20 protein-coding genes are annotated in these 17,371 nt (G+C 38.4%); 14 read left to right on the top strand and 6 right to left on the bottom strand.

The window, feature by feature from the left end; all coding sequences use genetic code 11:
* Positions 1–9: 9 nt before the first annotated feature.
* Complete coding sequence (locus BR73_RS0108060) at positions 10–2,358, bottom strand: chemotaxis protein CheA (protein WP_033165121.1); 2,349 nt, start codon at positions 2,356–2,358, stop codon at positions 10–12.
* A 12-nt stretch (positions 2,359–2,370) separates the two neighbouring features.
* Positions 2,371–2,730: a response regulator gene (locus tag BR73_RS0108055; protein WP_033165120.1), complete on the bottom strand. Its 360-nt coding sequence runs from the start codon at positions 2,728–2,730 to the stop codon at positions 2,371–2,373.
* A gap of 326 nt (positions 2,731–3,056) precedes the next feature.
* Between BR73_RS0108055 and BR73_RS0108050 the strand changes: the two genes are divergently transcribed.
* Together BR73_RS0108050 and BR73_RS0108045 are read left to right on the top strand one after the other, a co-directional pair.
* Positions 3,057–3,665 (top strand): amino acid ABC transporter permease, encoded by a 609-nt coding sequence (locus BR73_RS0108050; protein WP_242860638.1) that lies wholly within the window; start codon positions 3,057–3,059, stop codon positions 3,663–3,665.
* Complete coding sequence (locus BR73_RS0108045) at positions 3,665–4,312, top strand: amino acid ABC transporter permease (protein ID WP_033165119.1); 648 nt, start codon at positions 3,665–3,667, stop codon at positions 4,310–4,312. The genes BR73_RS0108050 and BR73_RS0108045 overlap by 1 nt, the downstream gene beginning before the upstream one ends.
* Positions 4,313–4,621: 309 nt before the next feature.
* On the opposite strand, the gene BR73_RS0108040 is transcribed toward BR73_RS0108045, so the two are convergent.
* Complete coding sequence (locus tag BR73_RS0108040) at positions 4,622–5,470, bottom strand: AAA family ATPase (RefSeq protein WP_033165118.1); 849 nt, start codon at positions 5,468–5,470, stop codon at positions 4,622–4,624.
* Positions 5,471–5,708: 238 nt separating this feature from the next.
* Here BR73_RS0108040 and BR73_RS0108035 point away from each other — a divergent pair, with 238 nt between their 5' ends.
* From BR73_RS0108035 to BR73_RS0108015, 5 genes are all read left to right on the top strand, one after another.
* Positions 5,709–6,293: a TetR/AcrR family transcriptional regulator gene (locus tag BR73_RS0108035; protein WP_033165117.1), complete on the top strand. Its 585-nt coding sequence runs from the start codon at positions 5,709–5,711 to the stop codon at positions 6,291–6,293.
* A gap of 133 nt (positions 6,294–6,426) precedes the next feature.
* A complete protein-coding gene (locus BR73_RS0108030) occupies positions 6,427–6,633 on the top strand; it encodes a hypothetical protein (RefSeq protein WP_033165116.1) in 207 nt (68 codons plus the stop codon).
* A gap of 2 nt (positions 6,634–6,635) precedes the next feature.
* Positions 6,636–6,950 (top strand): carboxymuconolactone decarboxylase family protein, encoded by a 315-nt coding sequence (locus BR73_RS0108025; RefSeq protein WP_033165115.1) that lies wholly within the window; start codon positions 6,636–6,638, stop codon positions 6,948–6,950.
* A 37-nt stretch (positions 6,951–6,987) separates the two neighbouring features.
* Entirely contained in the window at positions 6,988–7,230 is a 243-nt protein-coding gene (locus BR73_RS0108020) for a zinc ribbon domain-containing protein (RefSeq protein WP_033165114.1), read from the top strand.
* 125 nt (positions 7,231–7,355) lie between these two features.
* On the top strand, positions 7,356–7,865 hold the full coding sequence (locus BR73_RS0108015) for a ferritin-like domain-containing protein (protein WP_347463289.1): 510 nt from the start codon (positions 7,356–7,358) through the stop codon (positions 7,863–7,865).
* A gap of 182 nt (positions 7,866–8,047) precedes the next feature.
* On the opposite strand, the gene BR73_RS28685 is transcribed toward BR73_RS0108015, so the two are convergent.
* Positions 8,048–8,203, bottom strand: coding sequence for a hypothetical protein (locus tag BR73_RS28685; protein ID WP_156034646.1), 156 nt, complete (start codon positions 8,201–8,203; stop codon positions 8,048–8,050).
* A 196-nt stretch (positions 8,204–8,399) separates the two neighbouring features.
* On the opposite strand from BR73_RS28685, the gene BR73_RS0108010 reads away from it, so the two are divergent.
* Positions 8,400–9,263, top strand: a complete 864-nt coding sequence (locus BR73_RS0108010; RefSeq protein WP_033165113.1) for a YitT family protein — start codon at positions 8,400–8,402, stop codon at positions 9,261–9,263.
* 210 nt (positions 9,264–9,473) lie between these two features.
* Here the strand turns inward: BR73_RS0108010 and BR73_RS0108005 are convergent, their stop codons facing one another.
* The gene (locus tag BR73_RS0108005) at positions 9,474–9,899 is read right to left on the bottom strand and encodes a YbaN family protein (protein ID WP_197032633.1); all 426 of its coding nucleotides are present in this window, start codon (positions 9,897–9,899) and stop codon (positions 9,474–9,476) included.
* 161 nt (positions 9,900–10,060) lie between these two features.
* Positions 10,061–10,816 carry a TSUP family transporter gene (locus BR73_RS0108000; protein WP_033165112.1) on the bottom strand — a complete coding sequence of 252 codons (756 nt, stop codon included), beginning with the start codon at positions 10,814–10,816 and terminating at the stop codon, positions 10,061–10,063.
* Between the two features lie 231 nt (positions 10,817–11,047).
* Here BR73_RS0108000 and BR73_RS0107995 point away from each other — a divergent pair, with 231 nt between their 5' ends.
* From BR73_RS0107995 to BR73_RS0107970, 6 genes are all read left to right on the top strand, one after another.
* A complete protein-coding gene (locus tag BR73_RS0107995) occupies positions 11,048–11,758 on the top strand; it encodes a LytTR family DNA-binding domain-containing protein (RefSeq protein ID WP_033165111.1) in 711 nt (236 codons plus the stop codon).
* Entirely contained in the window at positions 11,755–13,044 is a 1,290-nt protein-coding gene (locus BR73_RS0107990; protein WP_033165110.1) for a GHKL domain-containing protein, read from the top strand. Before BR73_RS0107995 ends, BR73_RS0107990 begins: the two co-directional genes overlap by 4 nt.
* Entirely contained in the window at positions 12,995–13,732 is a 738-nt protein-coding gene (locus BR73_RS0107985) for a YhfC family glutamic-type intramembrane protease (protein WP_051685048.1), read from the top strand. Before BR73_RS0107990 ends, BR73_RS0107985 begins: the two co-directional genes overlap by 50 nt.
* 222 nt (positions 13,733–13,954) lie before the next feature.
* Entirely contained in the window at positions 13,955–14,368 is a 414-nt protein-coding gene (locus BR73_RS0107980) for a DUF3887 domain-containing protein (protein WP_033165109.1), read from the top strand.
* A gap of 193 nt (positions 14,369–14,561) precedes the next feature.
* Positions 14,562–16,055, top strand: coding sequence for an FAD-dependent oxidoreductase (locus tag BR73_RS0107975; RefSeq protein ID WP_051685375.1), 1,494 nt, complete (start codon positions 14,562–14,564; stop codon positions 16,053–16,055).
* Positions 16,021–16,938 carry a tocopherol cyclase family protein gene (locus tag BR73_RS0107970; RefSeq protein WP_051685047.1) on the top strand — a complete coding sequence of 306 codons (918 nt, stop codon included), beginning with the start codon at positions 16,021–16,023 and terminating at the stop codon, positions 16,936–16,938. The genes BR73_RS0107975 and BR73_RS0107970 overlap by 35 nt, the downstream gene beginning before the upstream one ends.
* Positions 16,939–17,371 lie beyond the last annotated feature (433 nt).

Raw genomic sequence — 17,371 nt, 5'->3', positions numbered from 1 at the left:
CAGCTGACGCTAAATATTAATCAGCCAGGACACATCCAGTATCAGACTGATGTTTCCATCCCCTAAGAGGGTACACCCCGCAAGTCCCTTTATTCGTTTTAGTCTTCTTATATATTCCGGCATGGCTTTTACGACTACCTGCTGCTGTCCTAAAAGCTCATCTGCAAAAATACCAATAACCTTGTCATCATGCTCAATCATTATCATTATGCCTTCTTCGTAGCTGCGGTAACCGTCACTTACTTTGAAATACTCATATAGCTTAACTATGGGATAACAGTTCCCACGAAGCATTATCATATCGTTGCCGCCTGGATCCATGATGATATCTTTCGCATCAGGTCGGAAAAACTCCCTGATGCCAATGGTCGGAAGTGTATAATAACTGTTCTTGACCTTAATGTTCATACCGTCTATAATAGCCAGCGTCAAAGGTATCTTAAGGGTTATGGTGGTCCCGTTACCTGCACTACTTTCAATGGTAATAGAGCCGCCTACCATTTCAATATTCTTCGTTACAACGTCCATTCCCACACCCCTGCCTGAGAACTCGGAGATTTCATCCTTTGTGGAGAATCCGGGCAAGGTTATTAGTCCAAATACTTCTTTGTCACTATACTCTTCTACTGCTTTCGTAAGCAGGTTCTTCTCCCTGGCCTTTCGCAGGAGGTTTTCTCTGCTTAAGCCCTTACCGTCATCTTTAATGATAACCAGTACATCACTGCCAGCATTTTTCGCTTCCAATGATATAGTGCCGGCAGGATTCTTACCATTTACAATTCTGTCCTCCGGCATTTCTATCCCATGGTCTAATGCATTTCTTACCAGATGCATCAGAGGATCTGAAATATGCTCGATAATACTCTTATCCACTTCTGTTTCTTCTCCGCTGACGATAAGATTAACTTTTTTATCCAGCTTTTTGCACATATCCCTTACAATACGCTGCATCTTATGAAAGGTAGCTGCCAGTGGAACCATCCGTATTGACATTACCATATCCTGTATTTCATCCGTTATTTTACTCAGTTGTCTGGCTGCCTTATGAAAGTTGTTAAGCTCTAAGCCCTTCAAATCAGAATTCTCAATAACCATAGCTTCGGCAATAACCATTTCCCCTACCAGATCCATTAGTTTATCCAGCTTGCCAACATTAACACTGATAAGACTTTGTGTATTCCCGGTACCGGTTTCTCTTACGGGTTCCTTCGCTGCTCCTCTGGCTGCTCCATTTATTGCTTCTTTTGCAGTGATTATTTCATTGACGTTATCTTTTGCAGTGATTATTTCACTGACGTTATCTTTTGCTTTTTCAGCTGCCACACTCATTGCTTCATTTGTGCTATTACTTGTTTCTTTATCTACTACCTTAATGGTTTTATTTGTGTTTTCTTTTGTTTCTTTTACTGCAGCCTTAATAGCTTCCTTTAAGTTATCTTCTGTGTCTTTTATCTCATAAGTATCTGCTGTACCTGCAGTTTTTGCTCTTTTCCCTGACTCTCCGGTTTCTTCTCTGTTGGCGTCAGTTTCAAAATATACCTCATTTTCCAGTGCTTCTGCTTTTATATCTTGAAGTAACTCAAACCAAGACTTACTCAGGTCAGAGGTGTCAAGAACCAGAATCTCAGAGGATTTTTTGAAGGAAACATTGTCGATATACGCAGAGATTTCCCCAGGCTCCATTGTTGTTCTGACACACATATGAAATCCATTGTTTCTGATTTCCATGACAGTGGCATCATCATCTATTATCTCTTCCGGATAATAAAACAGTTCTGATACCAAAGGCTTAAGATGGTGCACCACACCATATGCCCGGATATTCTCCATTTCACAGCCTTCATCAAAATTAAGTGATATCCGATATGTATATGTATTTTTATAACTATGGGTATTAATAGAATTTGAAATATCTTTTTGATCGGTAGCTGTTGCCGCTGCCTTATTTGAATCTTCTTCTTTTAAGCTTATTAGATATGACTGTATATTGGTTATTAAGACAGCGGAATTACCATCTGCGGGTACTCCCTGCTTTATTTTATCCGTTTCTGACTTAATAAAGTCAATCCCTTCCAATATCAGATCTGTCAGTTTGGAGTGGTTGATGCTGCAGTTTCTGTTTCCACGCACATAATAAAATAAATCCTCCATAGAATGAGCCAGAAGTGAGATGCTTTCATACATCATCATGGCTGCGGACCCCTTTATCGTATGCATGATACGGAATACTTCATCTACAAATTCAGCGGAGTAGCTGTTCTCTTTCTCACTGGTCAGCATGCTGTCCTCTAATTGTTCAATCAGCTGATCTGTTTCAAACAAGAATATGTCTAACAAAGAATCGTTGTTGTAATCCATAAAAGCCCCTCTTTATGTGATTTTTTGTAATACCTGTATTAACTTTTCTTCTGTAAAAGGTTTTACGATAAAAGATCTGGCTCCTGCTATTATTGCCTCTTTTACCAGCTCCTCCTGCCCCATGGCAGTAACCATAATTACTTTTGCATCCTTATCCAGATTCATGATTTCCTTGAGCGCCATACTTCCGGACATTTCCGGCATTGTAATATCCAAGGTCACAATATCTGGCTTATACTCCTTGTATTTTTGTATGGCTGTTCTTCCGTTCTCTGCCTCTCCTATTACTTCATAGCCGTTTTTCTCCAACATTTCTCTTATAGCACGTCTCATAAAAATAGCATCATCTACGATTAACACACTGCTTGGCATATGCCCTCCTTAGAAACATTAATTTTTGTCATCCTTCGGCTTTTATAGTTTGCTTATCAAGCAAATTTATGAACCTGTTATAATATTTTTTTCAACACTTCTCGACATATTTCTTATAGATATTTAGACCTATGTAATTTTTGCCAATGATATCCTTTTTCGTGGTTATATCCGTAAAATTCTGTATAATTCAGTATTTTTACCAATTTTTACATAACTGAGTGATATAGTATTTCTGCAAATTTTCTTTCCTCATATTATCTTGCTGTTTTCTGATCATTTATCATACAATAATATATAATAAAAAAGCTGCATTGGTTGCTCTTTTGGGACTCTTGCTGGCATTGGCACTTGGGCTCCTCTTTGGTATCTTATCCTGCACCAGAGTAAAGCTGTTACAGCTGCTGGCAAGAATTTATGTTGAATTTTTTCAGAATACTCCTCTGGTAGTTCAGGTTTTCTTTTATTCCTTTGGTTTACCTTTTCTGGGAATCCCCATACCGGACTTTTTCGTAGGTATTATTGGTGTGGGCCTGTATCATGGTGCTTATATTGCCGAAGTATTCCGCAGCGGTATTGAAGCTATCAGCAAAGGACAGACGGAAGCCGCTCAGTCCCAGGGCTTTCATTATCTTCAGACCATGTGGTACATCATACTGCCCCAGACCCTAAAAGTCATTCTTCCGCCTCTTACTAACCAGGCGATGAACCTGATAAAGAATACCTCTGTACTTGCAATGGTTGCAGGAATGGACATTATGTACTTCGCCAAATCCTGGGCCGGCAACAACGGGTATTTCTATCAGGGGTATCTGTCAGCAGGACTGCTTTACTTTCTGCTTTGCTATCCGCTGGCCCGCTTAACTGCAAGATTAGAAACCAAAGCCAGACAGCTTCCCACAGCTAAACCACTGCAGATTATGGAGGTGGACTAATGAGTGATATATTCAGCCGGAGCAATATCCTCTTTATGCTGGACGGTTTAAGGCTTACTCTTTTTCTGTCTGTTTGTACTATCCTCCTAAGCCTTCTCTTTGGAACGCTTTTTGCTGTTATCAGAAATTACGCTCATGGCCCCCTGATGCCCCTTAATAAGATCGTAGGTGCTTATATCGAATTCTTTCGCTGCACGCCAAATATCCTCTGGGTCTTTTTCTTTCGCTTTGTCATACCAGGCAACGTACTGGGCAAGGAAATCTTCGCTTTTACACTTTTTACCTCAGCTGTAATGGCAGAAATTATAAGAGGCGGGCTTAACGGAATTCATAAAGGTCAATATGAGGCGGCGCGTTCCCAAGGCTTTAACTTTGTTCAAATGATGTGTTTCATCATCTTACCCCAGACCTATAAACAGATAATACCTTCTGTTCTGTCACAGATGATTACAGTAATCAAAGATACTGCTTATCTCAAAGCCGTGGATATTGCAGAACTATCAAGAAACACTGATATTGTAATGGGAAAAGCTGTTACAGCCGCAGAGATTATGGCTTTGTTCGGATTCCTGGCAGCCACCTATTTTATTATCTGCTTCCTGTTATCTGTCACAGTTCGAACTTATCAGAGAAGAGTTACAATCTAAATAAAAATAAGAAAGATAATAAGTGTATCATTGTCTGTTATCCCATATAGAGCTTATATATCTCATTGTCCTGTCCTATAAAGGGAAAGCATATCAATAATCTCTTTATTATCTTTCTTAATTTTTCTTTCTTTATATTCTTTTTTCTTTGTTTATTTTTCTTTGCTTATTATCTATGCTTATTTTCTTTCCTTATAGCCTTTCATATTTTTTCTTTATAATTTATTGTTTGGATAGCTGCATATAGCCTCTAATCTATCATATTCTTATACCGGATAAGCCTTACCTTATAGCTTATCGCTATAAAGTTTAAAATAAATGATCCTTTTTCATAAAGAAATCATGATAGAACCTGATGCTCTCAAGTTCCTCCCACCTTCTGATCTCTACAGGTTCCTCATCCAGATTATAGATACGTGCACCTTCAAGGGACAGTACAAAAGGTGAATGGGTAGCTATTACAAACTGTACATCAAAAAATCTAGCCAAATCGAATAAAAGCTTTGTCAGCTCATATTGATACTTAGGGGACAGGCTGTTTTCCGGCTCATCCAGAAGATAGACATTACCCGGAGTCAGCTCCTTGTCAAAGAAGCGAAGGGCATTCTCTCCGTTGGAGAACTCTCTGGTCTTTTCCCCTGCATTCAGTTTAATATATTTCGTTGCTGTTTTTGACCTGGTCTGATTTACTTTCTTCAATCGGTCAAAGTCTGCTATCGAGGTGAACTGAAAAGGCGTGTATTTTAAATTATTGTATTCTTCATAGGATTGTTCCTGCTTAATCCCTGTTGATTTATTCACTTTTCTCTGGGCAAGAATACCATCTATAATATCTTCGCTGGTAATTATCTTACTTCCGGAGGGTATCTTTTTAATGCCTTCTTCCTCATTCAGGCTTACACTGCATTTTCTGGTAAAATCGATGAACTCTTTGGTTCTGTCGACGGTCGTCCGTCTGGGGAGCTCCAGCTTATCGGATAACAGATTTAGCAGCGTGGATTTCCCGCTGCCGTTTCCTCCATAGAATATTGTTATCCTATCAAAGGATATATGATTTAATTCCTTAAAATACAACACACCAAAGGGATAGGCTGATGTTAAACCGTATAGATCCATATCATATTGAGTGGGAAGGCTGAACCCTGTCAGGTACTGCATATTGGTATACCTCTCATAAGCTTCTAATGATTACTATTATTTTTGCGGCTTTACGAACACAAAGAAATAATATCTTTCGTCTTGTATATTTCTTATACCACGGAAATTATAAGGCTTCGCTTTTATCAGATATTTTATCATAAAAAGAATCTGAAGGAAATATTTTTACAAAAATATTGACAATGCCGATGCACAGGAATATACTGACTGTACAGTCAGTGATTGAGAGGTCATTATATTGAACAAACCAACTGCAAGACAACAAAAAAAAGAACAGACAAAGGCATTGCTTATCAATACCGCCTTCGATATTTTCTCCAGCCAGGGTTTTCTAAATACCCGAATGTCTGATATAGCAAAAGCTGCCGGAGTATCACATGGAACAGTATTTCTTCATTTCAACACCCAGGAAGAATTTATAGCAGAGGTGGTAAACCATTTCTGCAATAAGATAGCCTTCCGTACCCATGAACTGTCTGAGTCCAGTTCCTCGCTTAAGGAACTGCTGTCAGCCCACCTAGAGGCAATCTCTGAATATGAAGCTTTCTACACCCGTCTGGTAATTGAGAACCGTATGTTATCCCAGGAGGTCAGAGATACCTTTATTATAGTCCAATCAGCTATTTCCCTGCATTTTAGTAAAGTTCTTAAGAAGAGCAGCAAATCCTTTCCCTCTCCTGAGCTTCTCTTTAATATGTGGATTGGTTTTATACACCATTATCTTTTAAATGGAGATATCTTTGCACCGGAAGGCAGCGTAATTGCTGCATATAAAGCTACTCTGACAGATTCCTTTACTTCATTGCTGATACAGGCAAATTAGTCAAAGGTATATTGATAATAAAGTTACGTTTTCCCGCATTCCTTTCTGTTAAGACTATATACTAAAGCCTATAGGAACTTATTAAAACGGAAAACTTAAACCTACAGATTCTGGAAGGAGGGAGGAAGGATATATGCCGTCAAAAAACGAAGAACTGCTGAAAGCCAAATGTTGTTATGAACATCTTGGTGGTACTCTGGGAAACCGGTTATTTAACCGATTAGTAGAGCTTGGCTGGTTCGAGAAGAACCTGAGTAACCAGAAGGAATATGAAATAACAGAGCTTGGTATGAAAGAGCTGATAAAACTGGGAGTAGATCCCTTTGAAAGGAGCAAATAATTATGAATAATGTCAATCCCTTTCAGGTATTTCTGAAAGAATCACCCGAAATTGCAGGAGCCTATAATAACCTACTTGCTGCTATAGGAACAGCAGGCGCTTTAGATGATAAGACCAGGCAGCTTATCTTTATCGGCATTAAAGCCTCTCAAGGTGATACAGCAGCTGTTACTGCCCATGTACCAATGGCAAGACAAGCCGGTGCCACCAGAGAGGAAATCCGGGATTCCATCGTTATGACACTTGCCATATCCGGTTTCCAGGGAATCAGCCATTGCCTGGTTCCGGCACTTGAATGTTTTGATTCAATGAACTAAATTAGCACTATGTGCTAGCGCACAGATCGGAGCATATATGAAAATTTGTATTTCCTGCGGAATGCCCATGGAGAAAGCAGATGATTATCCTCTACAGGATGAAAGCAAAGATTACTGTATCTATTGTGCAAGACCCGACGGCACACTTCAATCCTATGAGGAAAAACTTAAGGGTACCACAGAATTTATTATAAGAACTCAAGGATTACACCAAAAGGCTGCTCATGAACTTGCAATACGTACATTGAAGAAACTGCCTGCCTGGAAAGGAAGGGAATAATTTCTTTCATGTAAAATTGATTTTACTCTAATATGCCTTGATTTTAATTACTATTTTCTGCATAAATTTCACAGCTTTACCAAACAATATTCTTAAATTAAAGAATAAAAGGAGGCATATTATAAGTGACTTCAATTGAAATGAATTTCACTTATGATAAAAGAGATTTTATGTTAAATATTTCAGAGAAAGAGCGCTTTATTATTAAAGATTTACAGGATCAGGAGAAATTGTGTATCGATAAGTACACCAAAAACGAGAATGCTGCAAAAGATACTGAGTTAAAAAATTTATTTAACTCTATAAAAAAAGAAGAACAAAAACATTACGATTCCTTAGATCGACTTCTTAACGGAACTGTGCCATCTGTAAATTCTAAGGACTCAGCAGGCAAAGACTATAACCCGACAGCAACTTATGTCGGAGGCTTTAATCAGGCTGATAAAGACAGTGATGCCTTTTTATGTACAGATGCTATCACTACTGAAAAATATGTTGCATCTGCTTATAATTTTGATCTTTTCCAGTTTGGAGATTCTGATGTAAGAAAACTCCTAAACGATATTGAGACAGAGGAACAAAATCATGCAGAAAGAATTTACAAATATAAAACAGTAAATCAAATGACTAATTAAAGTGAAGCAGTTACAAAGTTTGATATGCTTGCTTCTCCTATGGCGGACAAAGATAATTATCAAAGGTTCTGCCATGCGAGGAGCATTTCTATGTCTGAAACAGATTGAGATAAGAGTCTTGTAAAGAAGAATACTACCAATTTTTTAAGAAATTATCACATCTTATTAATAAAGAATTCAGGTTATGGTAAACATTTTGAATCCAGACATTGATTTCTTTCTTCATCAACCGAAAGCACCGTTTTTTGTGTTTTCGGTTTTTTTACAGTTCCCTGACCAAATCCATATATCGCAGTACAGATGAAAATATATCTTAATTTTTTCTTTATTATTTTCATAATTTTTTATTCTCTCTTGACTTTTTAAGAGCTTACTATCATACTATTTTAGGGCTTAAACCAATTTAATCACCTGTGAATGAAAGCCTTATTAAATACAAATGATAAATACCGCAGTATTTATCCCAAAACGATAGGCTAGGTGATATGGTACCGTTTCAGGATATACTTCTGGGTATTATCTAAGGAGGACCTTGTGGAACTAAAAAAGAAACTCGTTGACAATTTAAAAGAATATCTGCTGATATCGGCAGGTGTGGAATTGGTGGTTTTGGGTGTTTATTTCTTTAAATTTCCCAATAATTTTTCCATTGGCGGTGTTACAGGTTTAGCCATTTTATTAAGCAGCCTCTTAGGGCCAAAGATCAGCACCAGTACCGTTGTATTTGTAATTAATATGATTCTGCTGGTTGTAGGATATTTGGTAATAGGCAGGAGCTTTGGCAATAAAACTGCTTACGGAAGCATCTTGATGTCTGCTTCTTTGAGTTTATTAGAATATCTCTTCCCCTTAAAGGGTCCCTTAACCAGTGAACCCATGTTAGAACTGGCATTTGCCGTTCTGTTACCGGCAGTTGGTGCCGCTATTCTCTTTAATATTGGAGCTTCTACCGGCGGTACGGACGTTGTTGCCATGATACTTAAAAAATACTCAAATATTGATATCGGAAGATCACTTTTTATTACGGATCTGTTCCTGACACTGGCTTCCTTCCTGATCTTTGACATCACAACAGGCTTATTATCCCTGCTGGGTCTATTAGTGAAATCAACTATGGTAGATACCATTATTGAGAACCTGAATCTTCATAAATACCTGACGATTATATGCAAAGATCCTAAACCTATTTCGGAATTTATTCTAAATACGCTTCACCGCAGCGCTACCATCAGCGATGCCAAAGGAGCCTTCAGTAATCAGGAGAAAAAGATAATCTTTGCCGTTATGAACCGCAGCCAGGCAGTACAGCTGAGGCGCTTCATCAAAGAAACTGAACCCGATGCCTTTATCTTGATAACCAATACCAGTGAAATCGTTGGCCGTGGCTTCCGGGCTTAATAAGCTAGCTGATTCTTTCCATGGTTATAAAAATATGCAGACAATTAACAAGCTGCCAATTTTGTTTACAGAAAGCGTACAATTACTGTACGATTATTTTAACGAAATCGGCAGCTTGTCTTACATCGAAAAAACTACCTCAATCCTCAACTGTATTGATCAGTCTTTTGTTTATCATAATATCGAATAGTCCTCTTTCATTTTTAATAATCAAAGCTCTGTATCCTGCTCAAGCCCTGCTGCCCTGTTTATGTTTTCCTGGGCTGGTATGGTTCTTATACGGGTAAAAAAATAGATATACTTAAATACGAAAACCATAGCAATAACTATACGCCCATATATAACAGGTATAAAATAGAAAGCTAAAATCAGCATGAAAGATGCCGGTATCAGTATGGAAAATTTGGTTTTCAGGGTCATTGCCCTGTTCTTTAGAAAACTATCCAGGTGCTTTTTATAAAGCTTCGTAGAACAGAACCACTGGTGAAATCTTTTAGAACCCTTGGCAAAGCAAAAGGATGCCAGCAATAGAAACGGTGTAGTCGGAAGTACCGGAAGAAGGATGCCGATAAATCCAAGCCCCATAGCCAAAAAGCCAAGGATAATAAATAGTAAGTTAATCGGATTATATTTCATTTTGACTCCTGTCTGTGTGCGTCTTAACGCATAAATGTTTGTCACTTCTAACTTTAAATATATTTTATACTATTTACTGCAATTTACAAGTCACAAAAATCTATTAATAGAAATTATCAAAAAAGACTCTTGCTTTTGCAAGAGCCCTTGTAAAGGATCTATTATCTTTCAGTTAATATAGTCAGGAACAGCAGTGCCAGAACCAGCAGCATAACTGGCTTTACAATTTTATAACCCTTCTTCAGTACAAGTCCTGAACCGATATAATGGCCTGCTATGCTAAAGATTGCAGCCGTAAGGCCTAAGAGGAATATCACCTTGCCATGTAGCAGAAAAGTTATAACTGCCGCAATATTAGAAGAAAGATTCACGATCTTCGTATTACCGGAGGCCGTCTTAATATCCATTCTGGCAAAAACCGTATAGCACAATATGAGGAAGGTTCCTGTTCCGGGTCCGTAGAAGCCATCATAAACAGCTATCACAAAGGAAGCCATACAGGCTATCAGAAAGGTCAGCTTATCGGATAAGGGTGCTCTGTTATCGTCAGTTTTCTTATTCTTAAGCACAAAAAAAGCCGTAAAAGGAAGTACAAACAGCAGCAGGTTCTTAATAACACTCTCGCTTACCATAAGCGCAAGGTTAGCACCAAGAAAAGAACCTGCCAGTGCAAGAATTACTGATACTGCTCCTATTCGGTAATTGACGGATTTATTCTTTATGTATCTTGCTGTTGAAGCAAAAGTTCCGATACAGGAGGATAGTTTATTGGTTCCCAGTGCATAATGGGGTGGAATTCCTGCGATTAGATAAGCTGGTAATGAGATAAGACCTCCTCCTCCGGCAATGGAATCAATAACTCCTGCCAGGAATACCAGCGGACAGACAATCAAAAAGGTTATTAAGTTAATATCCATAGTGTGTACCTGACTTTCAAGTGATATTCTAAACTATACAAGATTCCTTTAACAATGTCAATTTCCTGTGATTTGTATTTTATGGTCTCAAATGGTAAAATAAGTGAAACCATGATTTAAGCTTACCTTAGACTGAAAACGCCATACCTTAGACCAGATGTATTGCAATTTTATGGCAGGTACCTATAATGTGATTATGGCGCCTGTAAAGAAAGGATATTTAAGAAGTACATGATTAGTATAGCAATCTGTGATGATGAAATAACTGTACTGCAGCATACGAAAAGGTTATTAAAGGAGTATCCGGGGAGAGAACTGCAGATTGAGGTCTTTACCAGCGGAGAGTCCCTTCTTAATAGTACCCTGGAATATGAAATTATTCTGTTAGATATCGATATGCTGAAGTTAAACGGTATAGAAACTGCACAGCTGATACGGCAAAGGAACAAAAAGGTCAAATTAATCTATGTAACCAATTACAGTGATTATACAGTATTTGCCTTTGCAGTACATGCTTTTGCCTATCTTCTGAAACCCCTGAAACGTGAGGAGTTATACAGGCAGCTGGATGAAGCCTTTGAATACATGCTGCTGCCTGCAGATACGCTGCTGGAATTTCATACCATTGACGGAATTATACGTATTAACCCGAAGGATATATTATTTTTCGAATATCTGAACCGAAAGGTGTACTTAAGGTCAGCCAAGGGAACACATATACTGAATCGTAAGATTACGGAACTTGCGCTGGAATTACAGGATAAAGGGTTTTTTATGCCCCATAAGAGTTTTGTGGTTAATCTTTATTCGGTTAAGAGCATCAAAGGATATGATATCTATCTGTCAAACGGGCTTACGATTCCTCTTTCACAGAAAAAGTCCATGGAATTTCGCAAGGCACTCAATCATTATCTGTCGGAAGGAATGGGATTACGCTTATGATCGAAACATTGCTATATTTTGTCCTCCCCCTGCTTGGAAGTGTTTTCATACTTACCTCTATCTTCAATGGTATGAAAAGCATCGGTACTAATATAACCGTCACTGCATCTAAGAAAAACCTTATACTGACTGTATATATGTTAATAACTCTCCTGCTTTCATTTACAGGTAACGGACTGGTCAACCTTATTGCATTGCTGTTTATTCCAGTAATAGGCCACTATCTTTACAATAACCTGCGATTATATATCGTGTATTATACAGGCCTTGTTGTTGCCTTTTATCTGACAGACATTCTTTCCATTTTACTCCTGCAGCTAATGTTTCAGGCGGGAATTATTTATTTTATCAATGAAACAGCCTATTATATGGTACTTATCATTACCATACGTTTTGTGGAATTTATTGTGTTAAAAATACTGGTGAATGTTATACGCAGAAGGCAGAAAGAACAGATTACCAGAAGGCAGATGCTCAACTCCTTCCTTCTTCCCGTTTTTAGTATCATTAATTTGTTCAGTATGATGTATTTCATGCAGGTCTATCCATCAGAAGGCTCCATCCTTCTTTTTGAGATCAATATAGCTCTTCTGATTGGACTTAATATATACTTTACCAGTGTATTTGACATCATTACCCAGAATACGCATTTGGAAAATGAATTAAATCTTTATGTACAGCAGCAGGTAATACATTCCCGTTATTATGAAAGTCTGGAACAGAAATATGACAATACCAGAAAGCTTGTCCATGATATCAGAAATCATATTCTGGCTATGGAGCATCTGTACGAGGAACAGCAGAATTTCATAGGCTGCCAATACACCAAAGATGTTCATGACATACTCAATCAGCTGGGACAGAAATATTACACCAGCTGTAAAATCCTAAATATTATACTTAACGACAAGGTGCAGATTATGCAGGCTCATGACATTGAGGCTGATATCAAGATCTCAGAGGTGGATTTAAGCTTTATCCGGGAGGTGGATATTACCACGTTATTTGCCAATATACTGGACAATGCCATTGAAGCTGCATCAGACAGCCAGGATAAACGAATTATTCTTCGTGTTGTCATGATACATGATTTTATATCCATTAACCTGAAAAATTCCATGTTAAAGGAACCTGTTAAGACTAGTAGGGGTTTTCTGTCAACGAAACTCTCTCATGAGGGTTTGGGACTTAAGAACGTGGAACGGGTAATAGCAAATTATAAAGGAGATGTTCAGTATGAGTGGGGAGAGCAATATTTTATTACAAGAATTATGCTTGGGCTTTGATGTTTTACTGTGTTTTGGTATCCCCCTTGCGGGATTCCTGCTGCTGCGTAAGAAAGCTGATCGTATGTTGAAACCTTTTCTCCTTGGTATGACTGCTTTTGTAATCAGCCAGATGTTACTACGTATCCCTTTGCTTCAATATGTACTGCCAAATTTCCAATGGTTTCTTATGCTTCAGACACAGCCTTACGCATATGGTATCTTCCTTGGACTGACAGCCGGAGTATTTGAAGAAACTGCAAGACTTCTTTTCCTTAAGAAATTCCTGAAAGGCGGCACCCGACTTTGGGACGGTTTATCCTTTGGACTTGGACATGGAGGAATTGAAGCAATCTTACTGGTGGGTATCAACAATTTAGCAGCCATGTTTCTCTATCCTTTAGGATACCTTAACCTTTCTGAAAGCAGTTATTTTTCCTTATTGCTGGGCGGTATTGAAAGAATTTTTGCAATAGCCTTTCATACCGGTGCCACTTTAGTAGTGCTGCATGGCATAAGGGTACAAAAATCCGGAAGATATACTCTACTGGCAATTCTGCTCCATGGTCTCTTAGACAGTATGCTGGTAATTCTGCCGGCAGCCTTTTCCATAAGTGTTGCAGGCCTTGAAGTTTATATTATGGTTGTATCCTTTCTCGTGTTGCTCTTCGGGCTTCGCCTTTTTAGTCACAGAACAAAGAATGGATAAAAACTACTGGTAATTACTTATAGCCATGAAAAATAGAAAACGGTCAGAACTGCCCTGTATTTATAGCGCCTACTTACGGCAGATTATCTGAAAGCTGCTTATGAATGTGAGTATGTTAAAGGTCTAAATATCGGTTTTCACATTCCTGATTATTCCTTTACCAGGGAACACAGTTGATACTTAGATTAAAATAAGCGTTTACACGCAGAAATGAGGAATAGAATGAAAAAATTAGTATCTGTATTATTTATATCGCTCTTTGCTACTGTTTTACTCGGAGGCTGTTCCTCCGGTAAGTTATCAGATGCTTTTGATAAAGAGACCGTAGAAAAATCAGCAAAACAGGTAATAGAATATTTGAACAATGCCGAATATGACAAGGTCAGCCAAATGTGTCAGGAAGACCTGCAAGAACAGCTGTCAGCTGATGTCTTAAAGGACGCTGTTGAGAATACCTATAGCAATGCCGGTGAGTTTAAAGAATACAAAAACATAGCGGTTTTAGGTCAGAAGATCAAAGCTACAAAAGAAGACAGTGCCGTAGCAGTTGTAGTTGCCAAATATGAGGAGCAGAGCATAACTTTTACCATCAGCTTTAACACAGATATGGAATTAATCGGTTTGTATATGAAATAAATATAATTACAAAATTTAACCCTATTCTCCTTCCCTGCAGATGAAGCATTCTGCAGGGATTTTTTGCGTCAGGACAAAACAGAAATAAAGATATAATGCCTGTAATTCTTATAAGAAAATTCTCATATGTTTAAAACTTCACAGAAAAGGAAAACCTATCCTAATAATGGTTTATCACAGAAAGGACAGAAATATGCCAAGTAATCGCTTTACTTCAATATGGGAAAAAGATGTTTCTTTTGAAGCCAGAGAACAATGGCAGGGAGAAGCCAGTGTCGATACAGTTATAATAGGTGGTGGCATAACGGGCTTACTCACCGGTTTTCTCTTAAAGCAAAAGGGTGTTGACTGCATTATTCTAGAGGCAAATGAAACCGCCTCGGGGCAGACAAGAAATACAACCGCTAAAATCACATCTTTTCATGGACTTATGTATGATCAGCTGATAAAAGATTTTGGTGAGGAAAAAGCTTCTCTTTATGCCAAAGCAAATGAAGAAGCCATAACGAAATATGATAATTTAATAAAAGAGAATTCCATCTCCTGTAACTTTAGCAGGCTCCCGGCTTATGTATATTCCACTGGAGATATTTCTTCCCTCGAGAAAGAGGTAAAGGCTGCAGCTGCCTGTGGCATCCCGGCAGAATATACAGATAAAACCACTCTGCCCTTTCCGGTAAAAGGTGCTGTGAAATTCCCGGAACAGGCACAGTTTCATCCTCTTAAGTTCCTCCAGACTATAGAAAAACCGCTTACTATATATGTAAAATCCAGAGTCATAGGAATTGATAAGGATACTGTAACTACTCTTAACGGAAAAATAAAAGCCAAACATATTATAATGACTTCACATTATCCCTTCCTGATTACCCCAGGATACTACTTTGCCAGAATGCATCAGGAACGTTCTTATTGCCTTGGCCTTAAGACTCCCTACCCACTGGACGGAACCTATAAGGAGGATAAAAAAAGCGGGTACTCCTTCCGTCGTTATGAGGATTTCTTAATACTTGGCGGCAGCGGTCACAGAACCGGTGAAAATAAAACCGGCGGTCAGTATGAGGCCTTAAGGAGCTTTGCCAGGGAGCATTTTCCCGAGGCTGAGGAGAAATACTTCTGGTCAGCTCAGGATTGTCAGACTCTTGACGGAATTCCTTATATCGGTAAATTTTCGGATCAGACACCTAATTGGTATGTGGCAACAGGTTTTCATAAATGGGGTATGACCACAGCAATGGTGGCTGCAGAGTTAATCAGCGATATGATTACGGGAAAAGAAAATCCCTATGAAGAGGTCTTTACTCCTCAGCGGTTTAAACTGACTGCTTCCATAACCAGCCTTCTTAACGAAACCGGACACAGTGCTGTGGGACTGGTCTTAAAGAAATTAAAACCTGTCCCTTCCAGTCTTTCTGCAATCGAAGAGGGTACCGGCCGGGTTATAGAGCTGGAGGGCGAGAAGGTCGGCGTATATAAAGATAAGAATAACCAGCTGTTTGCCGTGGACCCCATGTGTCCCCATCTGGGATGCCAGCTGGAATGGAATGAAGAAGAGCAGACCTGGGACTGCCCCTGCCACGGCTCCCGTTTTAATTATGATGGTCAGTTATTTGACGAACCCTCTAACAATTCCATTACAAGGAGGGAATTTCATGAAGAATCTCCTGAAGCAGAAACCATACTTTGAAGGCTGGTATTTTAAACATCAGATAGGAGATGAAATACTGGCATTCATTCCTGGTATCAACAGAGAGTATGGCAGTGAAACACGTGTCTTTCTGCAGGTTATTGCAGGAAAGAATGCTTACTGTATCAATTATTCTCAAGATGATTGTTATATGGACAGAAAAGCCTGCTATATCCGTTTAGGAAAGAATGTCTTTACAAAGGATGGTATAATGCTGGATATCGATAACGAGGAGTTGAAGTTAAAAGGTAATCTTTTATACCGCCATCCAAAACCTATTGCTTACAGTATTATGGGTTGTTTCAGATACTTTCCTTTCATGGAATGTAAACACGAGATCATCAGTATGAATCATCATTTATCCGGCAGTCTTCAATTAAACAATAAGACCTATAACCTTAACAAGGGAATTGGCTATATTGAAAAAGATTGGGGACATTCCTTCCCCAGTTCCTATCTATGGCTCCAGTGCAATAATTTCAATACGGACAGCTGCTCTGTATTTCTTTCCATTGCACATATCCCGTTATGGGGGACTGAGTTTACCGGCTGTATCTGTGCCATACACTACCGAGACCGGGAATACCGCCTTGCCACCTATCTGGGTGTCCGTATTTTAAAAGCCACACCTGAACTTATAATCCTAAGACAAGGTGATTATTTTATGCTGATTAAAATAAAGGATAACCCAGCAATGAGTTCCTACAGCTTAAATGCACCAAAGAAAGGTAAGATGAGTCGTGTCATCAAAGAAGCTCATCTATGTGAAGGATCTTTTCAATTCAGATGGAAGGACCAAACAGTATTTCATCTGAAAAGCAGGAATATCAGCATGGAGGCAGTATCTGATTATGAAGAGAGACCTGTACAGAATTCTCAATAAGTTAACTGAAGTTTTTATAGTTAATTCATTACTGACTAAGTAATTAGTTTTAATATGATGATAGTATATTTAAAACCATTCTTTGACTTATATGGTAAACTAAAATACGATTTTTACAGAGAATATGTAATTATGGAGAAATCTAATTTATATCTAATATCGGAAACGGTTGTACTGTTTCCGGTATTTTTTTATTTACTCTTGTTAGCAATTCTTTTGTCCTCCTGTAAATTAGTAACTTTTATACATATAGTATTACTATTGACTAAATGGCTCGTATTTTATTTCTGATCCATGTTAATAAAGGCTGATTATTTTCTTTTTGATATCTAATCGGTTATGAACTTTTGGACAGGTAGTAAGCTTTTATGGCTTTTATGGCTTAATGGTTTTTATGGCTTAATTACTTTTATGGCTTATTCACTTTTATAGC

This window comes from Clostridium sp. KNHs205, assembly GCF_000702945.1.
GTDB lineage: Bacteria > Bacillota > Clostridia > Lachnospirales > Lachnospiraceae > Anaerocolumna.
Note: the sequence above shows the minus strand (reverse complement) of the source record. Positions and strands in the feature narration are given on the sequence as shown.